The sequence below is a fragment of the Sphingomonas sp. GC_Shp_5 genome (assembly GCF_026540855.1).
Classification (GTDB): domain Bacteria; phylum Pseudomonadota; class Alphaproteobacteria; order Sphingomonadales; family Sphingomonadaceae; genus Sphingomonas.
Genome location: NZ_JALNUP010000010.1, coordinates 53,267 through 73,188, shown reverse-complemented (window position 1 = coordinate 73,188; position 19,922 = coordinate 53,267). Strand labels below are relative to the sequence as shown.

Here is a 19,922-nt window from a genome sequence, read left to right as displayed (position 1 = left end):
GCGCGCGTGCCGCGTGGAAGGGAAAAGCCAGCAAAAACAAGGCCTCGAATGGCACCACAGGCCATTTTCGGCCGAAAGCGCACCGGCCGTGAGCGAGGACAGCGAGTTTCGCGTCCGACCGGGCAAGGCCAGGCGCAGCAAGGCACAGGGCCGCAATGCGCGCGGCCTGGTCGCCGAGGTGCTGCGCGTCGCCGCAATCCACAGCGGCGCCCGGCGCGGCGGCGCCAGCGGTGCGCGCCGGGGTGCGCAATCGACCTTCGGGCGGGGACGCACCGCCTTCGCCCGCAGTCGCCTGTTCGGCGCGGGCCGGCGCGTGATGGTCAAGATGCTGCCCGTGACCACCCGCAGCCGGGGTGGCCGGCGCTCGGCGCCGCTGTCCGCGCACGTCGCTTATTTGAAGCGCGAAGGCGTCACCCGCGACGGCTCGCCTACTCGGATGTTCGACGCGGCTGGCGACAACGCCGACGATCACGGTTTCACTGAGCGGTGCAAGGATGACCGGCACCATTTCCGGGTCATCGTGTCGCCGGAGGATGCCGCCGAGCTGACCGACCTACGCGAATACACCCGCGACCTGATGCGGCAGATGGAGGCGGACCTGGGGACGCGGCTCGATTGGGTCGCGGTCGATCACTGGAACACTGACAACCCGCATGTCCATCTGCTCGTGCGCGGCGTTACCGATCAGGGCACCGATCTCGTCATCTCCCGTGACTACATCAGCCACAATCTCCGCTCGCGCGCGCAAGACCTAGCCTTCGCCGAGCTAGGGCCGAAGCCCGAGCATGAGGTGCAGCGCGCGCTCGACCGCGAGGTGACGGCCGAGCGCTGGACCCGGCTCGATTCCGAGATCCAGCGCTCCGCCGACGAGCTCGGCGTGATCGACCTGCGCCCCGAGCGGCCCGGCCCCGACGATCCGAAGCTCCGCCGCTTGATGATCGGACGGTTGCAGCATCTGGAGACGATGGGGCTCGCGGCCGAGGGCGATCCGGGCCGATGGGCGGTGGCGGAGGGCGCGGTGGCAAAGCTGCGCGAGCTGGGCACGCGCGGGGACATCATCCGCACGATCGGCGCGGCGCTCAAGGATCGCGGGCAGGACCGGCCGCTCGACAGCTACGCCGTCGTCACCAGCGCGCCCGAGAAGCCGATCGCCGGCCGGCTGATCGACAAGGGCTTGCACGACGAACTGACCGGCACGGCCTATACCGTGATCGACGGCACCGATGGCCGCACCCACCATGTCCGGCTGCCCGGCATCGAGGCGCTGGAGCACAGCCCCAAGCTCGGCGACATCGTCGAGCTGCGCGCTATCGAACGGGCCGGCGAGGAGAAGCCGACCCTTATCCTCGCCACGCGATCGGACCTTGATCTTGCCGCGCAGGTCAGGGCGCCCGGCGCGACCTGGCTCGACCATCGCCTTATCGAGCGCGGCGCCGGTGTCGCGGACGGCGGGTTCGGCGCCGAGGTGCGCCGCGCAATGGACGCCCGCACCGATCATCTCGTCCGCGAGGGACTGGCGCGTCGCTTCGGCGAGCGGACGGTGTTCGAGCGCGGGATGCTCGACACGTTGCGTAAGCGCGAGCTGGATACCGTCGGCGCGAAGATTGCGGGCGAGACCGGGCTTGCCTACCGCCCCGCCGCGTCCGGCGAAAAGGTGGCCGGCGTCGTTCGCCAGCGCTTGGCGCTCGCGTCCGGCCGCTTCGCCATGATCGACGATGGCCTGGGTTTTCGCCTCGTCCCCTGGGCCAGCACCCTCGAACAGCAGCTCGGCCGTCAGGTGTCCGGCGTCGTCCGCGCCGGCGGCGGCATCGACTGGACGCTCGGCCGCAAGCGCGGCCTCGGCATCTGAATAAGGAGACATCCATGTCCGCGACCAAGATACTCTGGGGCCAGATCATCATTGTGTTTCTGATCGTGCTCGCCGGGGTGTGGGGCGCGACGCAATGGACTGCCGCCGCGCTCGCCTATCAGCCCGAGCTGGGGCCGCCTTGGTTCGAGGCGCTCGGCTGGCGGGTATATCCGCCGCCCGCTTTTTTCTGGTGGTGGTTTAGCTTCGACGCCTATGCGCCCCGCATATTCCTGACTGGCGCCTATATCGCTGCGTCTGGCGGGTTCGCGTCGATCGCGGTCGCCATCGGCATGTCGGTGTGGCGCGCACGGGAGCTGAGGAACGCCGAGACCTACGGGTCGGCGCGCTGGGCGAGCGAGCGGGAGGTGCGCGCGGCCGGGCTCCTCGGCCCGAACGGCGTCGTCCTCGGCAAGCTCGCGCGCGAGTATCTCCGCCACGACGGCCCCGAGCATGTGCTGTGCTTCGCGCCTACACGAAGCGGCAAGGGTGTCGGTCTAGTCGTGCCGTCGCTTCTCACCTGGCCGGCATCCGCGATCGTCCATGACATCAAGGGCGAGAACTGGACGCTGACCGCCGGTTTCCGCGCACGGCACGGCCGCGTGCTGCTGTTCGATCCGACCAATGCGGAGTCGGCCGCCTATAACCCGTTGCTGGAGGTGCGGCGCGGCCAGTGGGAAGTGCGCGACGTGCAGAATGTCGCGGACGTGCTGGTCGATCCCGAAGGCTCGCTGGAGCGCCGGAACCATTGGGAGAAGACCTCCCACTCGCTGCTGGTCGGCGCGATCCTCCACGTCCTCTACGCCGAGCCGGACAAGACGCTGGCCGGCGTTGCCGGCTTCCTGTCGGACCCGTCGCGCACGATCGAGCAGACGCTGGCCGCGATGATGGCGACGCCACACCTCGGCGAAGCCGGCGTCCACCCCGTCGTGGCCTCGGCCGCGCGCGAGCTGCTGAACAAATCGGACAACGAACGGTCCGGCGTGCTCAGCACGGCCATGTCCTTTCTGGGCCTCTACCGCGATCCTGTCGTGGCGCAGGTTACGCGGGCCTGCCAGTGGCGCATATCGGATCTGGTCGAAGGCGATCGGCCCGCGACCCTCTATCTAGTCGTCCCGCCCAGCGACATCTCGCGCACCAAGCCGCTAATCCGCCTCATCCTCAACCAGATCGGGCGCCGGCTGACCGAGGAACTGACCCCGAAGGGCAACCGCCATCGCGTGTTGTTGATGTTGGACGAGTTTCCCGCGCTCGGCCGCCTCGACTTCTTCGAGTCCGCCCTGGCGTTCATGGCGGGCTACGGACTCAAGGCGTTCCTGATCGCGCAGTCCCTCAACCAGATCGAGAAGGCATACGGACCGAACAATGCGATCCTCGACAACTGCCATGTCCGCGTGAGCTTCGCCACCAACGACGAGCGCACCGCCAAGCGCGTGTCGGACGCACTCGGCACCGCCACCGAGATGCGGGCGATGAAGAACTATGCCGGGCATCGCCTGTCGCCGTGGCTCGGGCATTTGATGGTGTCGCGGTCCGAGACCGCCCGCCAACTCCTCACACCCGGCGAGGTGATGCAGCTTCCGCCCGACGACGAGATCGTCATGGTGGCAGGCGTTCATCCGATCCGGGCGAAGAAGGCGCGGTACTTTCAGGATCGCCGCCTGGCCGAGCGGATCGCCGAGGCGCCAGCGCCGGAGGCCGCCGAGGTCAGGCCCGACGACTGGACCGGGCGGCAGGCATCCGCCGATCCGAAGCAGGTCGCGCGCATTGTCCGGGACGCCGAGGACGCCGCCAATGGCGGGCTGCGCCGCGAGCCCGAGCTGCCGGAGCATGTCGCCATTGCGCCGGAGACGACCGCACCGCCGAGCCAAGAGTTCGCGATCGTCGACGACGAACAGGACGACGCGGCGCGGCAGGCGGCCGTGCGCCGCCGGATACAGGGGCTTGCACGCCAAGCGTCGCTCGATCCGGGCGATGGCATCGACTTGTAGGAGGCCGTCATGCGAACCCGGCTCAACGTCTATTTCCCGCCGACACTCGCCAAGCAGGTCGATGAGCTGGCGATCCGGCGGCGTATATCAAGATCGGCGATTGTGGAGGCGGCGGTGGCGTCCTACCTGTCACCCGACGGCGCCGACCGGATGGAGGCGGCGTTCGCGCGGAGACTCGATCGGCTGTCGCGGCAGGTGCAGCGGCTGGAGCGCAACACGGGTCTTACAACGGAGGCGCTGACCTTGTTCGTGCGCTTCTGGTTGTCCGTGACGCCTCCGCTTCCCGACGAGGATCAGGCGGCGGCGCAGGTGAAGGGGCGCAAGCGCTATGAGGGCTTCGTGGAGACGCTCGGTCGACGCTTTGCCAGCGGCAAGAGCCTGCTCGACGAGATCCCCGAGGACGTCTGGCCGAGGTCCGCCGCCGAGACGGAGTGAGTGCAAACCCGTAGCAAGACGCCGGATGCGTCCACTCCCGGCCGTTCAGTCTGTGTGTGCGCGATCCCGGAACCGGCCATTCGAGCCAACCGCACGATTCCCATTTTTCCATGTCCGGCAGGCAATTTCGGGAAAACTCAATCGGGAACACGTTTTGGGAACGCGGCTCTTTCAGCGGTGGCGACACCACCGTCACGCTCCGGCTTTCTCGTTCGACCTTCCTTTCTGGGAAAGGTAGCGCCGCGCAATGTTGGCTGTCGCAGCATGCCTTTCCAAAGCTGCCCTTCCACTGTCACCCAGATCTGGCCGCTCCAACTATAGAGAGACGTTTCCCGAACGCAGACCTCGCCGTTCAGAGTTGCAGTCGGAGCGCTACCCGAACCACGTCATCGCGCTATACGAGACGACCGATACGGTGATCGCATCCTGTCCCCATTGCAACACGCCCTACAACAGCTATGGTTCGGCTGTGTCGCGAAGGGGCGTTGTGGAAGAAATCGTTGCCACCAGCCTGGCAACGGCCAGCACGTTCGAACGCCCCGAAGACGATCCCCATGTCCGCGCTGCATGGAAAGGGCTGCTCGGCCGCCTTATAAACAAGGGTGGTCGCCTGCGGCTCTTTTCGCACCGGGTCGCCATGTTTCTCCTGCTTGCGGTGGATGCCAGCGGCCGCGAGCGAGCTAAGTATCTCGCCTCTGCTGTCGAAGCCTTTGAGGAATGGCGTCGTCTCGCGCGCGGCATCGGCGGCGACCATTCGATGATCGACATAGATCGCCGTTTATCTTCCTGGCTGACTGAGCATATGGCGTCGAGGCTCAATCACTACGAGCCGGTCTGCCAGCGGTTCGAACATGACGCGGGTACGCTGCTTCGACGTGGTGATGAGCTGATCCTGCTCAAAGACGATATCGCCGCCTTGGCTCGCTTCGTCGCAACCGACATGCTCGATTGCATGAACGCGCTGGTCGCATCCTTTGAGGCCGAGCTGACCGACACCGCAGAGCGCACGGAGGTCATGGCTATATCGGCAGGGCAGGAGTTCGCCAAGACTGTCCAGGCTTCGGAAGTGGCGGCAAGACTGACCGATGAGCTGCGACAGGTAAACGACAGGGTACGTCTGATCGCGATCAACGCTCAAATCGAGGCTGCTCGCGCAGGCAATGAGGGCAGAACGTTTGGCGTCGTTGCGCTGGAGGTAAAGGGACTCAGCGATGAAATCGCGAGTCTTACGACGCGGATCCGTGGTAAGATCGGGAGCATTTGAGACTTTGCCGGAATTTGCCTCAAAAACTCCAGCACGTCTCCCCAGCGGCCGCCATCGCCTATGCCGACCCAGAAGCAGCCGGACAGCTTCCGCCCAATTGCCGACATTGGCGAACCTGTTAGGTTTCGCTGAATGGAGGCTTCGTGACGATCTATCAGCGGTTCCGCATCTGGGTTGATGAAGTCCAGTCCGGAAGCCTCTACGCGGGCAAGCTGCTGTATGCTGCTGGCGCGTTTCCCCTCTTCGCCACCCCCATTTTCGGGGACTGGTGGCGCATTCCGGGCATCGTGATCGCGGCATTATGGATGTGCTTTTTGCTCTGGAGGCTCTGGCTGATGGCGAAAACCGGCATGATCGCCAGTGATGTTCCGCAAGGCCGCTTAATTGAGAAGCCGGAGCTGCTTACGACCGACGACACGACATCGAACGGCAGCTAGCCACCAGGTCGCGACATTCGCGAGATGAAAAGCGGACCCGCGGAGCGGCCAGGCTGAAAGCGCCCAACTACAGACGTTCAGCGGCTCGCGATGATGTGTTTGATAGTGAGCGTGGAGGCCTCGCCAAGGAAGCAGATTTGCGGGTCGATGTCGGAAAATGACAACGTAAACATGTCGAGGTAGCCACGGTAGTTCCGACCTATCCAGCACCATCCGAGCGCAAAGCCGATGGCGCCGGCAATCTCCGCGACTTCAATCCAGTCGCTTGCAAGATCGGGGGCATCTTCCAAGGTGACGACGACTTCATCGGTGTTGGGATCAACCCGAAGCACGACGGCACGAGTTTCGATTACAAAGGCGATGGAATCCCAACCGGCAGGCCCATCTCTGCGCCCCACGACCCCGCTCACCGTTTGCCCGTGAACGTCCTCATAGTCGAATTGGAGCATCGTGCGATCAACCATGCGGCAAGATAGCCCAGCGACGGAACGGCAGCCAATCACCACGTCGCGACCTTCGCGCTGCTGATCGGTAGTGATCCGAAGCGACGTACGGCAGTCGGCCAATCGCCGACGTTAGATTGCCTCTATCTCCTGCTTAAAAGCAGACGTTGTCGTCGTTTATTCCGGTAGCCTATTGGGCGAGAGCGCGGCCAGCTTCAGCCACTCTGGTTCGATAGGGTAGGTCTTCCAATCGCGCTTGCGAGGTGTGCGGACTTCCACCTGCTCCGGATGAAAGTCGCGCACCCACCGTGCAGCAGCCTCCAACTGCGGCGCAAGCTCCCCCGGCTCAATGGTGGTACTTCCGCACCATTTGCCGGTTGCATCAGTGAGGACGGCAGTGCGAATGCTACCGTTTAACCATTGCTCGACAAGCAATTTGGCGTGTTTGGCGATCACGCCTGCCTCCGCGTCCCAGAGTTCATACGGGGCTGGGTTGTGAGTTTCCCAATAACCGAACGCTACGGTCAGTTCTTCATCGGCGGAATACAGCACAATCGGCTCCACCTCGCTGGCGTCGACGTGCGTGATCGTCAGCAAGAGATAGCCCGGCTCCCAGCGGGTCCACTCACCCGTCCGGGCGATAGGCCAATCGCAAAAGGCCGCGTAGATTTGCTCAGACCATTTGTCGACGGGCCCCGCCATCTCGCTCGGATATGGCACTCCAATTTCTGTGGCATCAGTCATGCGGCATCATCGCCGCAAGGACGGCAGCTTTCCACCCCTCGCTGCTCTAAAGCGCTCGTTCCGCCTTCCACCACCTCAAGCCGTTCCGACGCTCCCGAGGCGATCGCATCGCTTGAAAGCCGACCGCCGGCTATCGGGGGAGAAAAGCAGACGGACGGCAGGCGCCCATTTCTCGCCATTCTCGGCCACCATCACGCTTCCCGATTGCGAACGATCGTTCAGCAGGGCAGCATGGTACGGTGACGATCAGTTCTGCCATGCTCAATCAGCTACCGCTTTCCGAGATCGACGCAGTCGCCTTTTACAAGCGCGACGAGATCACAACGGACCTGATCTGCTGCAACGTGGAAATACAGGGCTGCGTCTGGACCTTCCACGAAGAGGCGGATGGGTGGCAGGCACTTGTTGCCCACCTCTCGGCTCTGCCGGAATTTCGAAGCGATTGGTATGAGGCGGTGGTTGGTCCGCCTTTCGCAACAAGCGAGACAATCGCGTTTAAGCGGCGATGATCGCCCACCTTCTGCCGTCCAATAGTTCTGATGGGTTGCTCGCAACACGCTGTTCGTTCCGGTTCCCCGGTCGGGTTAGGTCCGTAGAATGGCAAATACCTTGAAAACCAGCTTGGAAACATGGTCTCGCTTAGGCGGTCCATCCCTGATTGGTCTGGTAGATCAGATAATCAGGGAGGTCCTGCCGCTTTACTTTAGGGAAGGCTTCGAGCGCGTGTCGCGGTACATGGGAGACGAGAGCGACGTGATCTCAGCCAGAGAGATTAGGCTGGAACGTGCAACAGAGGAAGAAGTCGAGGGAATTACCTTTAGTTTCGACAAATATCACCGGCCCTCCCTCCAAATGCGAGTTGAGCGTCGTCTCGCTACGGGATCGCAGAATTGGGTGCGAGCGGCAAACGTCGTCAAGCGACCGACGCAATATATCTGCTTTTGGGGCGCGCCGTGGTGGCTGCCGGCGCGGCTTTGGTCGCCTGTGCAGTCGCGACACGTTGCCCAGCGACTACGCGGGCTGTCGTCCGATATACTCGCATTTCTTGATGACGGACAGCCAAGCCGCCACCTACGTTTTACCCATGACGCAAGGCATCAGTAGGTTCGCCATCGCCAGTCACCCATCCGAAAGCAGACAGTCCGGTTTCCACGAGGTTGCGACGTTCGCGATCGGCGAAGCCGGCCCTGGAAGCGGCTAGTCGTCTCGCGCCCAATAGCGGACATGAACTACAATCAGTATACCGAGGCGGTGAAGCACTTCCCACTCATTATAGCAGCGGGCTTAACAACGATGCTCGTTGGGTGCTCGGTGGGGATCAATCCGACACAAGTCGTTGCCCGCGCCGCCTCACCGGAAGAAATTCACAACGATCCTGAAGCCTCATCGGCTCGCCCTGATGCCGCGGGAGCTTGGGTCATGCTGCAGGCTTTGATCAGCCGGGAAGATGCCGAGCGGATTGCCCGTTGGGAGGTCTACCCTCATGTTTACATTGTCGAATGTGCCACTGGACGTGAGACCAATGTCGGGACCGAGCCTCGCCTAAACGGGATCCAAATTGCTGACGCCAATGCGATGCGAGCGGCTCTGAGAAGTCACCCAGTAAAGCGGACTTATCAGATGCGGAGCCTGGTATTTGCCCGCGAGATGGATTTCCAGACGCCACAATGTCTGAAGTTTCGTGGTGGTAGCTACACCGGTCAGAAGATGGTCGAGACGCCTGTCCCGATCCGCTCCATCGGCCGATTTCCTTCAGGCCGCTTTCCACCAGGTCGCGCCGTCCGCGATCGGCAAAGCGGACCCCAGAAGCGGCCAGGCTGAAAGCGCCCTATCTGCGGACGTCCGACCTCAGCAGTCCTATTCGCCTACCATACCATTCGTTCAGCCGTGCTCCCCGCTTCTATCACCGGAAATCGTTCCAGAATTGAATCACACGATTGAACAAGTCCGGGTAGGTAGGACTGGTCCGCCTCTACTGCGAAGCGATGCTCTTGATTCACGTGGTCAGCAGTAAGTTCAATAGCCCCTTCAACGTGGCCTATCTTTCGCAGTGTCAAAACAATATTGATTTCCGGTTCAGAACCCGCGAGCGTGGCTTCACCTGATAAGACCGCGACCATCGCGGCCAGTTGTTCGCGGAACCGCTTGATGTCCGTGGTCTCTAGAACCGGCCCTTCACACTCTACGCGCGCACCGCTCGCTTCCATGCGCGCCCGAACGACCAGCCAGTTGCCGTCCAAGTCATCCGACGTATTTGGAAACTGACGCCGATCCACCCAGAGCGAGAAGCCACAAAAACGCAGGTCCGGTTGATCTGACATGAGAGGTCAATGCCACGCCCGCCGTCCGCATTCTACACATTGATCCGGAAAGCCGCCATTCCGCTCGCTACCAGATTGAGTCGTTCGCGCTCGGAAAGCAGGGGCCAGGAGCAGCCTGTCCGCGATCGCCCAATTGTGGACGTTCCGATCTTGGCTAGGATGGGATCGTTTCTCAGGAGTCGACCATGACGATGTTCGGATTGCTTGCGCTTGCCGCGTCTTCGGTCGTCCAATGTCCTGTCGAGCGGGCATACTACGTGTTGCGTCACCATCCTGATTGGACCGCTTATTACCGCCCGGTCGACAGCGGGCCGGATTGGCCAAGTGGCCTTGCCCTAGCGATCCGCGATCGAAGGTCAGGCGAGACGTCCTGGTGGCTGCCATGGAATGGCGGCACCGATGGCCTTCAGAATGTCGCCTCGACGGTAGAGGTGACGGCAAAGGGGTGGCAGCCGCCCAGCCCGGATGGTGGCCCCCGCCCACAAGGCAACAGACAATACCTCGGCTTTGATGCTGCTTATGACCTGATTGATCGCGTTCCAAACAGGGGCGACCGCGCGCCATCGCATATGCTTTTCCGGACTCGGCAGGTGCTGGCGACAAAGCATTCGGCTGGAAAGACTTCTTTGACCTCGTAAGCTGTTCAGCGAAGGGCAGCTAACCACCAGGTCGCGACATTCGTGGGCCGAAAAGCGGACTTTGAAAGCGGCCAGGCTTACAGCGCCCAGTTCTCGCCATTCCGGCCTACCATCACGCTTCCCGATTGCAGACGATCGTTCAGCAAGGAAGCATGGTACGGTGAAGATCAGTTCTGCCATGCTCAACCAGCTACCGCTTTCCGAGATCGAAGCGGTCGCCTCATCGGTGCACCTTCTGGCGACCGCCCAGTCTACAGACTTTGGTTAGCTGCCAGCACTCAATCGAAGATCTGGTGCGATCGTTCTTCAAGCTGGCCATTGTAGGCGGCCGCTGTTCGCGTATGGTGGACACGGCGGGTCGGAGAGCTCGTCATTAGGAGAGTGCCGATGTCTCCCCGGATTAAATTAACCGTCGCCGCGATTTTATTCATAGGCGCGTCAGTAGCAGTCAGCAACGCGCATTCCTCTCGATCACTGACCATCGGCAGAGAGCATACGCTCACCCTGCGCGGTTCTTCCATCCGGCTTAGTCGCTTTGCCGCCTCCCAGGCGGCGAAGTACCCTTCACTAGACTGGACCGCTGCAACAGCTGTAGGAGCGGAGTCGGTGACGATCAATCTGCCCGACGACATCAAGCAGGCCGAGCTTCTTCGCATTACAGATGATGCCATTCGGCATAGGCTAAGCTACTCGCTTCATCGATCGACCCGCACGTTAACCTACACCCAGTCGTAATCGGTCAAATGCAACCCATACGCAGCTTGTACTTCGTGTGAAAAGCGGACGCGTTCGCCTAATCGCCTAGAACATTTACGCTGCTGGAACTTTAAATCGGAGTTGATGGGATGAATGCTGTTGTCAGCGTCCTGCTGCTTGCCGCAGTCACCGCCCCGACGATTAACCACCAGCCGGAGGATTGGCGGTTCCAAGGCCGCGTCAGCGTCGCGGAACGCCTCAAACAACGTGCTGTTCGTTGTGGGTTGCGAAGTGCCAGGCTTGAAGTAGTACGCGGCGCTCCGTCTTTCCACAATCCAGAAGAAGCCGGAGCAGAATTGACGATTGCAGCGGCCGAAATGACCAACGCGGCCAAGGCGTGCATCGCTCCTGCACTCGCGCCGCAACCTCAGACTGCTCACTACAACGCAATAACGTCTGCCGACGCAGCAATATTGATTGCAAAACTAAAAAACGCACAAATAAGGATTAAAGCGGGCGAAAACTTAACGTTCGAGCTTGTTGCCGGAGCGCCCGCCTTCTATCCAGCGACCGAGGTTGCACCACGACGCTCTTTCCTCGCTATGGATTTCGGTCGGCCGTATGCCGTGGAGCAATTACCATCAACGGGGCTCTGGCAGCATTACGAACTTACCTACTTTCCCCCAGGACCGGATACTTTAATGTGGAAAGTCAATGTTACGACGGGGCAGCTTGCCGAGCTTGTTCGTGTCGAAATGCTCTACAAGGCCCCGCCACCGTTCTAGCCCAAGCCCTATGTGCTAGGTTCCGGAGTGTCACTCGCGGGTACTAGAGGCGCCATCCTAATTGACTGCGTGTCCGGGGCGCACGAAGTGCGGGCGTTCACTGCGCTTGGCCCTGCCTCTTGCTCACGTGCAGCGTTTCTTTAGACTTCAAGGTTCAAGACTTGGGACGGTGGAGAGGCATGATACTTATTTTGGCGCTCGCAGCTGCTAAGGGACACCATGTCCAGTATAAGGCAGCTTGCTCCAGATCGACGCGACTCCCTCGTCGCAATGTCCGCCCTTAGTGCAAGCAAGGTCCTGCTCCATCAGCGATCGGATCTGGTCGACAACGTGACATGGTGCCCCCATTTCTGTTTCGAGCAAAACTGAGGGTTCAGGGTTCTTTACGGTCGCAATGTTCTTTAGCTCTGCCGCGAGTTTGGTTGTGCTCAGCTGCCTTCCGTCTAGGTACAGCTTTCCGTCATGATCCACCGCGACACCGATCTCAAGACGATCCGGCCCAAGATGCGGATGCGGCTTTCCCCAGCTTGTGTGAGGTGGCGTGCAAGCCCGTGCATTTCCTTGCTGCTGTGAGCAACCGCATAGAACAGGGGCGATTAGCAGGATGGAATATCGCGCCGGGACCATAGCTCAATATTCCTCTTTAAACGTCTGCTTACAAGCAGGTTGAGCCTGATATGATTGGCGCAGCTACGGCCGCCGCATGCCGCCGGTCGGCAGTAGCCCAATGCTGGACATTCAAGCCGCTGTGGCTCGTGGCCGATAGCTGCCGTTCGCCGACATCCAATGCGTTGGCAAGCGCCACGGCTTCACGTCCGTCTGATCATCCCCTATTCCAAGACAATGGAAACCTTGCATTCAGACCTACAACGACGAGTGGATGCAGAAATCGCAGCTTACGTTGCTCCGGCGCATCCTGAAGGTGCGGTGGGTTCGGCTCTGCCACAATCTTGGTTTTTGGACCGCCTAATCAAAATGCAGGCTGCTTTAGTTCGACCACACAACGCCAAGGTACGCGATGGCGATGATGAAACCGGCGAAGTCATCATCAGGGATGTGATCATCGTAGTGGACGATGGAGTATGGACCATCGTCGCCTACGATCCCGGAGCCCACATCTTTATCTTAGCGGCTCACGATGCAGACCTAGACCGTGTTCGTGGGGTCGATGCCGTGGCCGTCGGAATCCGAGGGAGCGCGGTAGACTGTTTTCTGGCAGCATAATTCAAAACACTTGCTCGTCCGCTGTACTGCGCCGGCAAATCAAAACCCGCCTGTCTTCAACCCACCACCTGAAGCCGTTCCGTTGCGCCCAGCGTATGTGAACTGCCCGGAAGCCGACAGGCAGCTACTGGGAAGGAAAACGGCCATTCCGCAGTCGCCTACTTGCGGACTTTCCCGCGCTCATGCGAGCATGCCGCCGAACTGTGCAGGTAATACGATGCTCTCAATAATGATCGCCGCTGCAATTTACGCTCAGACGCCGCTTCCTGGGCAATGGGCCGAATTCCGGCGCGAGGGCTCCCTAAGCCACACGACTCAATCCGTGCAGATCGCAACGAACGAGAGTGAGGGGCCCGCTTTCGAATACACGCTGAAACTCACTCAAGTGTCTCGAGGATCGAAGGCGAAAACTAGATGGACAACTAGTAAGTCGTGCCCGGCCGTGCGGGAGGTAATCGCACGATTGCAGGAACTGCCAATGCCGAAGATGTCCGTCCCAGGATTCTCTCCGAAAGAGACGAGGATCTTTCTTGATGGGTCCATCTACTCGCTGACGGCACCCGCATCTTACTCGATGGGGTCGATGACGCTCACCTCAGCTGACGACTCACCCATTGCCGAATGGATCAACGGGTCATTCATGAAGCTCGCACCGTGCTGGGTATCCGCCTTGAAGTAGCGCGATCAACCGAAGTCGTCTGTCCGTTTTCCACCAGGTTGCGACATCCGCGATTGGCAAAGCGGCCTCCACGGACGGCCTTTCCGCTGTCGCCCACATTCAGCCGTTGAGCGACCGAAAACCGGGTTCTGAAAGCAGACTCAACATTAGAATGGCGCTGGTACTTTGCGCGTGACGATCACCCGCGACAAATGCTTCGGATTGAAGCGCACTTCGGTGACGATGGCATCGCCAGGCACACCCAACCAAACTCTCACTTCGTCGGCATCCCGGGTGACTGCCCATGGCAGTAACGTGCGTAGAGCTGCACCGATTGCCTTGCTGCCTTTGCACAGGCCAGACGACGTCGTGTCAGCGCATTGAAACCGCGTCCGACTCGCTGCGGCACTCACTTCTCTGAGACTTGCAAGTGCCTCCCATCCTTGATCTACGGTGACTCCAGAGCTCAGATGCACGTATCTTCCCGACGGGCAGGCATCTTGCAGGAACCAAGAAATCTCACGTGCGGCGTAAGTGCCAATTACCGTAGCGGCACTGATGTCTGCCCCTGGCGCTGCCTGGAACTTCACAGTCCAACGCGTTCGGACACACCCAGGACCAATTACTATAGGCCGCTCAATCAGCTGTCCGTCCACCATGCCTGGAGCGTTCATTCCGCCAGTCGGCGCTTCGAACGCCTCGATCGGACCATGCGGCTGATTGCGCAGGATGACTTCGCCTGCCACGGCAGGCGCCATCTCTCGGACTTGCGCTAGCGACACGGTATCAGTGGCTTGCGCCAGTATAAGAGCTAGCATGATCACCCGGCGTTCCTCATTGTGCAGCAGCTTCCATGCATCTGGTCGCCGAAAGCCGCCAGACGGAAACCCACCAATTTAGCCATTTGGCTGCATTCGGACCAGCCGCTAGGCGTTTGGACAGCCCTTTTCACTGATGCCGGAAATCCCAACTCTTTTCCCTCGCGGGTTTCCCGTTGATCAGGAACTGCATCTGATCGATCGCGCCTTCGGGATGAACGATCAGTTCTCGTTCGTTGATAAAGTCTACTTGAGCCGTCTCGCCAACAGCCCTCGCGTTCCAGATCAGCGTAAGCTCATCGCCGGGCTCCAGTTCGAAGCACTCGGGCCATGGCTCGACTGATATGTAAATCGGTCCATCCTTCCTGTTGGCGAAGGTTTGCTGGATCTGAGGCATACGAAGGGCATACGCCCCCGTCACATATGCGCCAAGCTCGCTTGCGCCCCTCGCAATCCGGCTGCTGTCCTTCCGCTATTGGGAAGGAAAGCAGCCGGGCGGCAGTCGCCCACAAGCCGACATTGCGTACCTCTCTGAACGGCATATGATCTGTCTATGGCAGGCGAGCCGGATCTGGGTTACGCCGGAGGCTGGAGCCTTGACGGACCATCTACCGCGCCGGCGAGCAGACTCACGCACGATGGGTCCAACACCCTTTGGTTCGCGAGTGCGGTTATCGATAGTATGGCGGGTCATGGCTATGCTGCGCTTACAAACTGCGGTGGCGAGCGCGGGGCTGCGATAACGACCCGCCTTCTCGAACGCATTTCGCTTGCATAACCAAGCACCGAGCAATCTGACGGTTGATGATTGCGTTCAGTGGCGGCAGCGCGATGCGGGACGGGGCCTGGCCAATCGGGTTCTCGACAGCGGTTGGTTCGCAATACCGCTGCATTGCGTTAGAGCTTCTGATCTGCCTGCCGGCGATAGCTGATTGAGCGGAACAGAGGGCCTAAATTGGGCAATGCGCGGGGCAGGCTAAACGTCGGTTTTGTGTCATGCCGAAGTTACATGGAGCTCTGCTGTGCACAGCCAAACGACGATTATCACTACGTCAGCACTATGCTTTTCCTGAGAATCGATCTCGAATTGCTACGCCGCGCCCGATAGCTGGCATGCCGCAATGAGGATTGTGGCGTGGATTGGCATCGTTCGTGGAAAGCTGATGTAGGATTGCGGGTCTTGGGCTTGGCATGGTGGGCGCTCGCCTACACCGCGCTCGCGCGGCTGTTCGCCACGCCGCCGCCTGCCATGGCCACGCCCGGCCCGACCCTCTTCTCGCTCGCTGCGATCGGCTTCCTGAGCGGCAGCGCCGGCGCTGCACTGACGATCTGGGGGAAGCACCTGTTCGACGAGGTGGCGGTCAGTGCGCGCTGGCGGCGCAGCAGTGCGCCCTCATCCCGCCGGCCTCGTGCCGATGCCCCCGTCCTGACAGCGACGGTGCAATGATGCCGTTCGACCGTGAACTGCTTCATCGCCGATTTGCCAAGCTGACGAGCAATCGCACCGTCTTTCGGCCGCGGCTGCCCCAACGCGCTCGGCTGGAGGGGCGGCTGAGCCTCGTAACCAAGCGGACCGAAGGCGAGGACACCGATGATGACTGACAAGCACTATCGCTTCGCCGGCGTGCTGGGGCTGGTCGCGGCGATCGGCTCCACCGCGGTCCACCGAGCCATCTACGAACAGGCCAAGCACGGCCCGGCGCAGGTGGGCGAGTTCGCCGCGGGGTTGATGACCTTCGTGCTCGCCTGCGCCGGTATCCTGCTGCTGGTCCACGGTGCGCGGCTTCTGGAGCGTACCCAGCGGACCCCCGATGCCGATGCCGATGCTCAACGCGACCGCAAGCTGGAGCCGATATGCGAACCGATCGATCGGTCGCCGCTCGACAGCCGGCACGAAGTCGGATCGTTCCTGGCGGCTCGGGCGATCGCGTCGGCCGCGGCCCGGGCAGTCAGGCCGCTCGGCGCCGAGGATTGACGGTGCCGCTGATCGCCGCCTACCTCTATCGCCACGGCCGCCGGGTACGCGAGATCGCCATCGACGAGCGGGTCGACTGCCCAACCGATCGCTCCGAATTCGTCTGGATCGGGCTTGCCGATCCCTGCGCCGCCGACGTCGAATTGCTCCAGCGGCTCTATGGCCTCCATCCGCTCGCCGTCGAGGACGCGCTGAAGGACGGGCAGTTGCCCAAGGTGGACGTCTATGGCGACCAGCTGTTCGTGATCGGCCGTACCGCGCACATGGAGGAGGGCGGGCTGGTTTACGGGCAGACCGCAATCTTTCTCGGCCACAGCCACATCATCACCGTGCGGCAGGGATCGACCCGCTCGCACCAGCCGCTGCGCGAACAGCTTGAGGCTTCGCCGGACCTGCTCGGCCAGGGAGCCGACTATGTGCTCCACGCCGTGCTCGACTTCATCGTTGATGGCCATGTGCCGGTGGTTGCCGAAATCGAGGATGAGGTCACCTCGATGGAGCAGCGCACGCTCGATGCGTTTCTCGGCCGCGCGGAGATCGCGCGGATCTTCACGCTGCGCCGCGAGCTGATGCGATTCGGCCGCATCCTGGTGCCGATGGAGGAGGTTGCCCGCAAGCTCGCCCGTCATGACCTGCCAGGCGTGGATGCCGAGGCGCGACACTATTTCAGCGATGTGCTCGATCACGTTCGCCGGGTCGAGACGATGACCGGCGGCTTGCGCGAGGTGCTGACGTCGGTCTTCGAATTCAGTAACCTCATCGAGCAGCAACGCACCGGCGTCATCACCCGCCAGCTCGCCGCCTGGGCGGCCATTCTCGCCGTGCCCACCGCCGTCGCCGGCATCTACGGCATGAACTTCGATGTCATGCCCGAGCTCCACGCCCGCTACGGTATCCCGCCGTGTTGGCGGGCATTGGCCTTGTCTGCCTCGTGCTCTACGCCAGGTTCCGCAAGGTTGGCTGGCTGTAGCGCCAAGCATTGCTCGGGAACCGGCAAATGCGACGAGCCGAGGGCGCTATATGCCGCCACTATGCGGAATGCCTGAATCGATCTCGCAACACTATGCGCCGCACCGTAATTGGGCGTCCGCGAGCTTCTACCGCTCGCGTTGACTTAAAGGATCGATACATGTTGTCGGCATCCGTATCGGAGCCTGACCAAGCCGGGCCGATCATCTACGTCGGACAGGACACCGCCGGCCACTGGCTGGTCCAGGACAGCAACAAGTGCCTCGAAGGCCGGTTCGTCTCGCAGGCGGCGGCGATGAGCTTCGCCCGCGCGGAGCGGCAGATCTACCATGGCTCGGTGATGATCGCAGCAGAGCCGCTCGCGCCGCTCGTGTCCTTTGCGCCGGTTGCCGCGCATGAGCATGCGTTGGGGCAGGCGGGGCAGGCGGGGCAGGGAGCGGGGCGATGAAGACCATCGCTCTTCGCCAACCACTCACGCCGGCATCGACACGCGGAGCGTCCACCATGGTGCCGGGCGGCAGGCGGGCGCTGCACGATCCCCGCTGGCCGGCGTTGAACCAGGCACTCGTCGATCTCCGGCTGCGGCATCGTCATGCGATACGCATCGTCGATGCCGATTGCGCGGCCGGATCGCTGTTGCTCCGTGCCTGCAGGCGGGCGCGCGAACTCGGTTTCACGGCCATCGAGGGACGCGGCATCGACGGGTCGCCGGCGCTGATCGGCCAGGCCCGCGCAGCGGCGCTGAAGCTGAGCGATCCAGCAATCGGCGTCGCGTTCGAGCTAGCCGATGCGCAGACCGCGCTGCGCGACGAAGCCGACTTCCCTGCGGACATCGCCTTGTGGTCGGGCGCGCATCGGCCCGCCATCGACGACGCGCTGGCGCGTGCGGCTGCTTTCGTTATCTGCGATCCGGCATGCTCGGGCCAGGGCGCATGAAAAAGCGCGACCTGACGTGGCGCGTGGCAGGCGCAGTGCTGAGCCTGGGCGCCTGTGCCGCGGCGCTGACGATGGACGGCTCGCCGCTGATCCTCCTGCTCTTCCCGCTCGTGCTGTTCGGGCTGACCCTGATGATCAACGGCAAGCGGGTCGCCGTCGCCTGGCGCGCCGAACGCCGCGGCCACTTCAACACCGCCACGGTGATCCATGCCGAGCGCATCCGCCGCCATCGCCGACGCGCCGACGGGTCGGACGCCTGATCCTCCAATAGCCGAGAAACCATGGCTCATTTCGCTCTCCGCAACGGCATCCTCCATGTCGAAGACGTGCCTCTGACCCGCATCGCCGACGAGGTGGGAACGGCCGCCCACGTCTATTCGGCGGCCGCGTTGCGTGCGTCGGCCGACGCCTTTTCGGGCGCGCTGGCGCGGATCGGCGGCGCCCGGCTGGCGTTTGCCGTCAAGGCCAATCCTAACATCGCGCTGCTCCGCCTACTCGCCGCGCGCGGCTATGGCGCCGACATCGTCTCGGGCGGCGAACTGAGCTGCGCGCTGGCGGCCGGAATGACACCGCAGGACATCGTTTTCTCGGGCGTCGGCAAGACCGATGCCGAGATGATCCAGGCGCTCGACGCCGGCATTGGCCAGTTCAACCTTGAGCTGGAAGAGGAGGGCGTGGTGCTCTCCGCGCTGGCAGCGGCGCGGGGCCTGCGCGCGCCGGCGGTGCTGCGGATCAACCCAGACGTCGATGCCGGCACCCACGCCAAGATCTCGACCGGCCGCCGCGAGAACAAGTTCGGCGTGCCAATCGCCGACGCGGCCGCGCTGTACGATCGGCTTGCTCGGCACGAGGGTCTCGACCTGCGCGGCGTCGCGATCCACATCGGCAGCCAGCTGCACGAGCTCGGGCCGCTGGAGCAGGCGTATCGCCGCATCGGCGAGCTCGTCGCCCTATTGCGCGGCCGTGGCCATGCCATCAGCCAGGTCGATCTCGGCGGGGGGCTCGGCATTCCCTATGCCGTGGACGAGATCACGCCTTCGCTCACTGACTATGCCGCGATGGTCGACCGCGTGACGCGCGGCTGGCAGGTGGCGCTGACCTTCGAGCCCGGGCGGATCATCGTTGGCGCCGCGGGCGTGCTGCTGACCCGGGTGATCTGGGTCAAGCCGGGTGCTCGACACCCCTATGTGATCGTCGACGCGGCGATGAACGATCTGGCTCGGCCCGCCATGTATGGCGCCGTCCACCGGTTCGAGGCGGTGGTGCCCAACGGCCGACGCATGGTTGCCAACATCGCCGGCCCGGTGTGCGAAACGGGCGATACGTTCGCATTGGGCTGCGACATCGATCGGGTGGTCCGCGGCGATCTGGCAGTGTTCCACACCACCGGCGCTTATGGGGCATCGATGGCGTCCACCTACAATTGCCGCCCGGTCATCCCGCAGGTGCTGGTTGATGGCGCTCGCTACGATGTCGTGGGTGAACGATTAAAGCCGTTTGCTGATGCTGCTTGATCGTTGGGATCCGGGTTTTGCTCGGCCCGCGCCTCATCTGGCCAGCAATTGTCCATTGGCGCACGACCTCACGGACCAGATCGGCAGGCAGACTGCGGATGCGGCCTGAAAGGCATCTGGTTCACAAGCATTCGGGTGTTCGAGCAAGCGTGACATGACCGTCAGGGATGGGAAGCGGTTCCAATGCAGGCAGTAGCTTCTGTCAGGCATCGCAGGGGTCAGGCCCGC

General features: G+C 62.3%; 22 protein-coding genes and 1 pseudogene. 19 read left to right on the top strand and 4 right to left on the bottom strand.

What is annotated here, in order from left to right; translation table 11 throughout:
• Positions 1-88 precede the first annotated feature (88 nt).
• From OXR60_RS09930 to OXR60_RS09910, 5 genes are all read left to right on the top strand, one after another.
• Complete coding sequence (locus OXR60_RS09930; protein WP_267395794.1) at positions 89-1,849, top strand: DUF3363 domain-containing protein; 1,761 nt, start codon at positions 89-91, stop codon at positions 1,847-1,849.
• 14 nt (positions 1,850-1,863) lie between these two features.
• Entirely contained in the window at positions 1,864-3,837 is a 1,974-nt protein-coding gene (locus OXR60_RS09925) for a conjugal transfer protein TraG (protein WP_267395724.1), read from the top strand.
• A 9-nt stretch (positions 3,838-3,846) separates the two neighbouring features.
• Complete coding sequence (locus OXR60_RS09920; RefSeq protein ID WP_267395723.1) at positions 3,847-4,272, top strand: CopG family transcriptional regulator; 426 nt, start codon at positions 3,847-3,849, stop codon at positions 4,270-4,272.
• Between the two features lie 487 nt (positions 4,273-4,759).
• Positions 4,760-5,536, top strand: coding sequence for a methyl-accepting chemotaxis protein (locus OXR60_RS20005; protein WP_267395722.1), 777 nt, complete (start codon positions 4,760-4,762; stop codon positions 5,534-5,536).
• A gap of 143 nt (positions 5,537-5,679) precedes the next feature.
• Complete coding sequence (locus OXR60_RS09910) at positions 5,680-5,973, top strand: hypothetical protein (RefSeq protein WP_267395721.1); 294 nt, start codon at positions 5,680-5,682, stop codon at positions 5,971-5,973.
• Positions 5,974-6,050: 77 nt separating this feature from the next.
• Here OXR60_RS09910 and OXR60_RS09905 read toward each other — a convergent pair whose 3' ends face one another.
• Positions 6,051-6,437: a DUF6334 family protein gene (locus OXR60_RS09905; RefSeq protein WP_267395720.1), complete on the bottom strand. Its 387-nt coding sequence runs from the start codon at positions 6,435-6,437 to the stop codon at positions 6,051-6,053.
• Between the two features lie 156 nt (positions 6,438-6,593).
• Positions 6,594-7,160, bottom strand: coding sequence for a hypothetical protein (locus OXR60_RS09900; protein ID WP_267395718.1), 567 nt, complete (start codon positions 7,158-7,160; stop codon positions 6,594-6,596).
• 257 nt (positions 7,161-7,417) lie between these two features.
• Between OXR60_RS09900 and OXR60_RS09895 the strand changes: the two genes are divergently transcribed.
• Positions 7,418-7,669 carry a hypothetical protein gene (locus OXR60_RS09895; protein ID WP_267395717.1) on the top strand — a complete coding sequence of 84 codons (252 nt, stop codon included), beginning with the start codon at positions 7,418-7,420 and terminating at the stop codon, positions 7,667-7,669.
• A 715-nt stretch (positions 7,670-8,384) separates the two neighbouring features.
• On the top strand, positions 8,385-8,981 hold the full coding sequence (locus tag OXR60_RS09890; protein WP_267395716.1) for a hypothetical protein: 597 nt from the start codon (positions 8,385-8,387) through the stop codon (positions 8,979-8,981).
• A 44-nt stretch (positions 8,982-9,025) separates the two neighbouring features.
• Here the strand turns inward: OXR60_RS09890 and OXR60_RS09885 are convergent, their stop codons facing one another.
• The gene (locus OXR60_RS09885) at positions 9,026-9,481 is read right to left on the bottom strand and encodes a hypothetical protein (RefSeq protein ID WP_267395715.1); all 456 of its coding nucleotides are present in this window, start codon (positions 9,479-9,481) and stop codon (positions 9,026-9,028) included.
• Positions 9,482-9,666: 185 nt separating this feature from the next.
• Here OXR60_RS09885 and OXR60_RS09880 point away from each other — a divergent pair, with 185 nt between their 5' ends.
• The 4 genes from OXR60_RS09880 (at position 9,667) to OXR60_RS09865 (ending at position 12,824) form a co-directional block, all read left to right on the top strand.
• A complete protein-coding gene (locus OXR60_RS09880) occupies positions 9,667-10,119 on the top strand; it encodes a hypothetical protein (RefSeq protein WP_267395714.1) in 453 nt (150 codons plus the stop codon).
• 387 nt (positions 10,120-10,506) lie between these two features.
• A complete protein-coding gene (locus OXR60_RS09875; protein ID WP_267395713.1) occupies positions 10,507-10,854 on the top strand; it encodes a hypothetical protein in 348 nt (115 codons plus the stop codon).
• Between the two features lie 110 nt (positions 10,855-10,964).
• Complete coding sequence (locus OXR60_RS09870; protein WP_267395712.1) at positions 10,965-11,600, top strand: hypothetical protein; 636 nt, start codon at positions 10,965-10,967, stop codon at positions 11,598-11,600.
• A gap of 843 nt (positions 11,601-12,443) precedes the next feature.
• Positions 12,444-12,824 (top strand): hypothetical protein, encoded by a 381-nt coding sequence (locus OXR60_RS09865; protein WP_267395711.1) that lies wholly within the window; start codon positions 12,444-12,446, stop codon positions 12,822-12,824.
• A 1,606-nt stretch (positions 12,825-14,430) separates the two neighbouring features.
• Here OXR60_RS09865 and OXR60_RS09860 read toward each other — a convergent pair.
• Positions 14,431-14,697: a hypothetical protein gene (locus tag OXR60_RS09860; RefSeq protein WP_267395710.1), complete on the bottom strand. Its 267-nt coding sequence runs from the start codon at positions 14,695-14,697 to the stop codon at positions 14,431-14,433.
• A 783-nt stretch (positions 14,698-15,480) separates the two neighbouring features.
• Here OXR60_RS09860 and OXR60_RS09855 point away from each other — a divergent pair.
• The 8 genes and pseudogenes from OXR60_RS09855 to lysA all read left to right on the top strand — a co-directional run bounded on the left by OXR60_RS09855 (position 15,481) and on the right by lysA (position 19,694).
• On the top strand, positions 15,481-15,747 hold the full coding sequence (locus OXR60_RS09855) for a hypothetical protein (RefSeq protein ID WP_267395708.1): 267 nt from the start codon (positions 15,481-15,483) through the stop codon (positions 15,745-15,747).
• Positions 15,744-15,902, top strand: a complete 159-nt coding sequence (locus OXR60_RS09850; protein WP_267395707.1) for a hypothetical protein — start codon at positions 15,744-15,746, stop codon at positions 15,900-15,902. Before OXR60_RS09855 ends, OXR60_RS09850 begins: the two co-directional genes overlap by 4 nt.
• The gene (locus OXR60_RS09845; protein ID WP_267395706.1) at positions 15,895-16,275 is read left to right on the top strand and encodes a hypothetical protein; all 381 of its coding nucleotides are present in this window, start codon (positions 15,895-15,897) and stop codon (positions 16,273-16,275) included. Before OXR60_RS09850 ends, OXR60_RS09845 begins: the two co-directional genes overlap by 8 nt.
• Before the next feature lie 2 nt (positions 16,276-16,277).
• Positions 16,278-17,245: pseudogene (locus OXR60_RS09840) on the top strand (magnesium and cobalt transport protein CorA).
• Positions 17,246-17,404: 159 nt separating this feature from the next.
• On the top strand, positions 17,405-17,692 hold the full coding sequence (locus OXR60_RS09835; RefSeq protein WP_267395705.1) for a hypothetical protein: 288 nt from the start codon (positions 17,405-17,407) through the stop codon (positions 17,690-17,692).
• A complete protein-coding gene (locus tag OXR60_RS09830; protein ID WP_267395703.1) occupies positions 17,689-18,180 on the top strand; it encodes an SAM-dependent methyltransferase in 492 nt (163 codons plus the stop codon). The genes OXR60_RS09835 and OXR60_RS09830 overlap by 4 nt, the downstream gene beginning before the upstream one ends.
• Positions 18,177-18,440 carry a hypothetical protein gene (locus OXR60_RS09825; protein WP_267395702.1) on the top strand — a complete coding sequence of 88 codons (264 nt, stop codon included), beginning with the start codon at positions 18,177-18,179 and terminating at the stop codon, positions 18,438-18,440. Before OXR60_RS09830 ends, OXR60_RS09825 begins: the two co-directional genes overlap by 4 nt.
• A 21-nt stretch (positions 18,441-18,461) precedes the next feature.
• Positions 18,462-19,694 (top strand): diaminopimelate decarboxylase, encoded by a 1,233-nt coding sequence (gene lysA / locus OXR60_RS09820; RefSeq protein WP_267395701.1) that lies wholly within the window; start codon positions 18,462-18,464, stop codon positions 19,692-19,694.
• The last annotated feature ends 228 nt before the right edge of the window (positions 19,695-19,922 follow it).

Coding starts and splice junctions, on each gene's coding strand:
- OXR60_RS09925 (WP_267395724.1), top strand. CDS start 1,864: ATGTCCGCGACCAAGATACTCTGGGGCCAGATCATCATTGTGTTTCTG.
- OXR60_RS09920 (WP_267395723.1), top strand. CDS start 3,847: ATGCGAACCCGGCTCAACGTCTATTTCCCGCCGACACTCGCCAAGCAG.
- OXR60_RS09905 (WP_267395720.1), bottom strand. CDS start 6,437: ATGGTTGATCGCACGATGCTCCAATTCGACTATGAGGACGTTCACGGG.
- OXR60_RS09900 (WP_267395718.1), bottom strand. CDS start 7,160: ATGACTGATGCCACAGAAATTGGAGTGCCATATCCGAGCGAGATGGCG.
- OXR60_RS09895 (WP_267395717.1), top strand. CDS start 7,418: ATGCTCAATCAGCTACCGCTTTCCGAGATCGACGCAGTCGCCTTTTAC.
- OXR60_RS09890 (WP_267395716.1), top strand. CDS start 8,385: ATGAACTACAATCAGTATACCGAGGCGGTGAAGCACTTCCCACTCATT.
- OXR60_RS09885 (WP_267395715.1), bottom strand. CDS start 9,481: ATGTCAGATCAACCGGACCTGCGTTTTTGTGGCTTCTCGCTCTGGGTG.
- OXR60_RS09880 (WP_267395714.1), top strand. CDS start 9,667: ATGACGATGTTCGGATTGCTTGCGCTTGCCGCGTCTTCGGTCGTCCAA.
- OXR60_RS09875 (WP_267395713.1), top strand. CDS start 10,507: ATGTCTCCCCGGATTAAATTAACCGTCGCCGCGATTTTATTCATAGGC.
- OXR60_RS09870 (WP_267395712.1), top strand. CDS start 10,965: ATGAATGCTGTTGTCAGCGTCCTGCTGCTTGCCGCAGTCACCGCCCCG.
- OXR60_RS09865 (WP_267395711.1), top strand. CDS start 12,444: ATGGAAACCTTGCATTCAGACCTACAACGACGAGTGGATGCAGAAATC.
- OXR60_RS09860 (WP_267395710.1), bottom strand. CDS start 14,697: ATGCCTCAGATCCAGCAAACCTTCGCCAACAGGAAGGATGGACCGATT.
- OXR60_RS09850 (WP_267395707.1), top strand. CDS start 15,744: ATGATGCCGTTCGACCGTGAACTGCTTCATCGCCGATTTGCCAAGCTG.
- OXR60_RS09845 (WP_267395706.1), top strand. CDS start 15,895: ATGACTGACAAGCACTATCGCTTCGCCGGCGTGCTGGGGCTGGTCGCG.
- OXR60_RS09835 (WP_267395705.1), top strand. CDS start 17,405: ATGTTGTCGGCATCCGTATCGGAGCCTGACCAAGCCGGGCCGATCATC.
- OXR60_RS09830 (WP_267395703.1), top strand. CDS start 17,689: ATGAAGACCATCGCTCTTCGCCAACCACTCACGCCGGCATCGACACGC.
- OXR60_RS09825 (WP_267395702.1), top strand. CDS start 18,177: ATGAAAAAGCGCGACCTGACGTGGCGCGTGGCAGGCGCAGTGCTGAGC.
- lysA (WP_267395701.1), top strand. CDS start 18,462: ATGGCTCATTTCGCTCTCCGCAACGGCATCCTCCATGTCGAAGACGTG.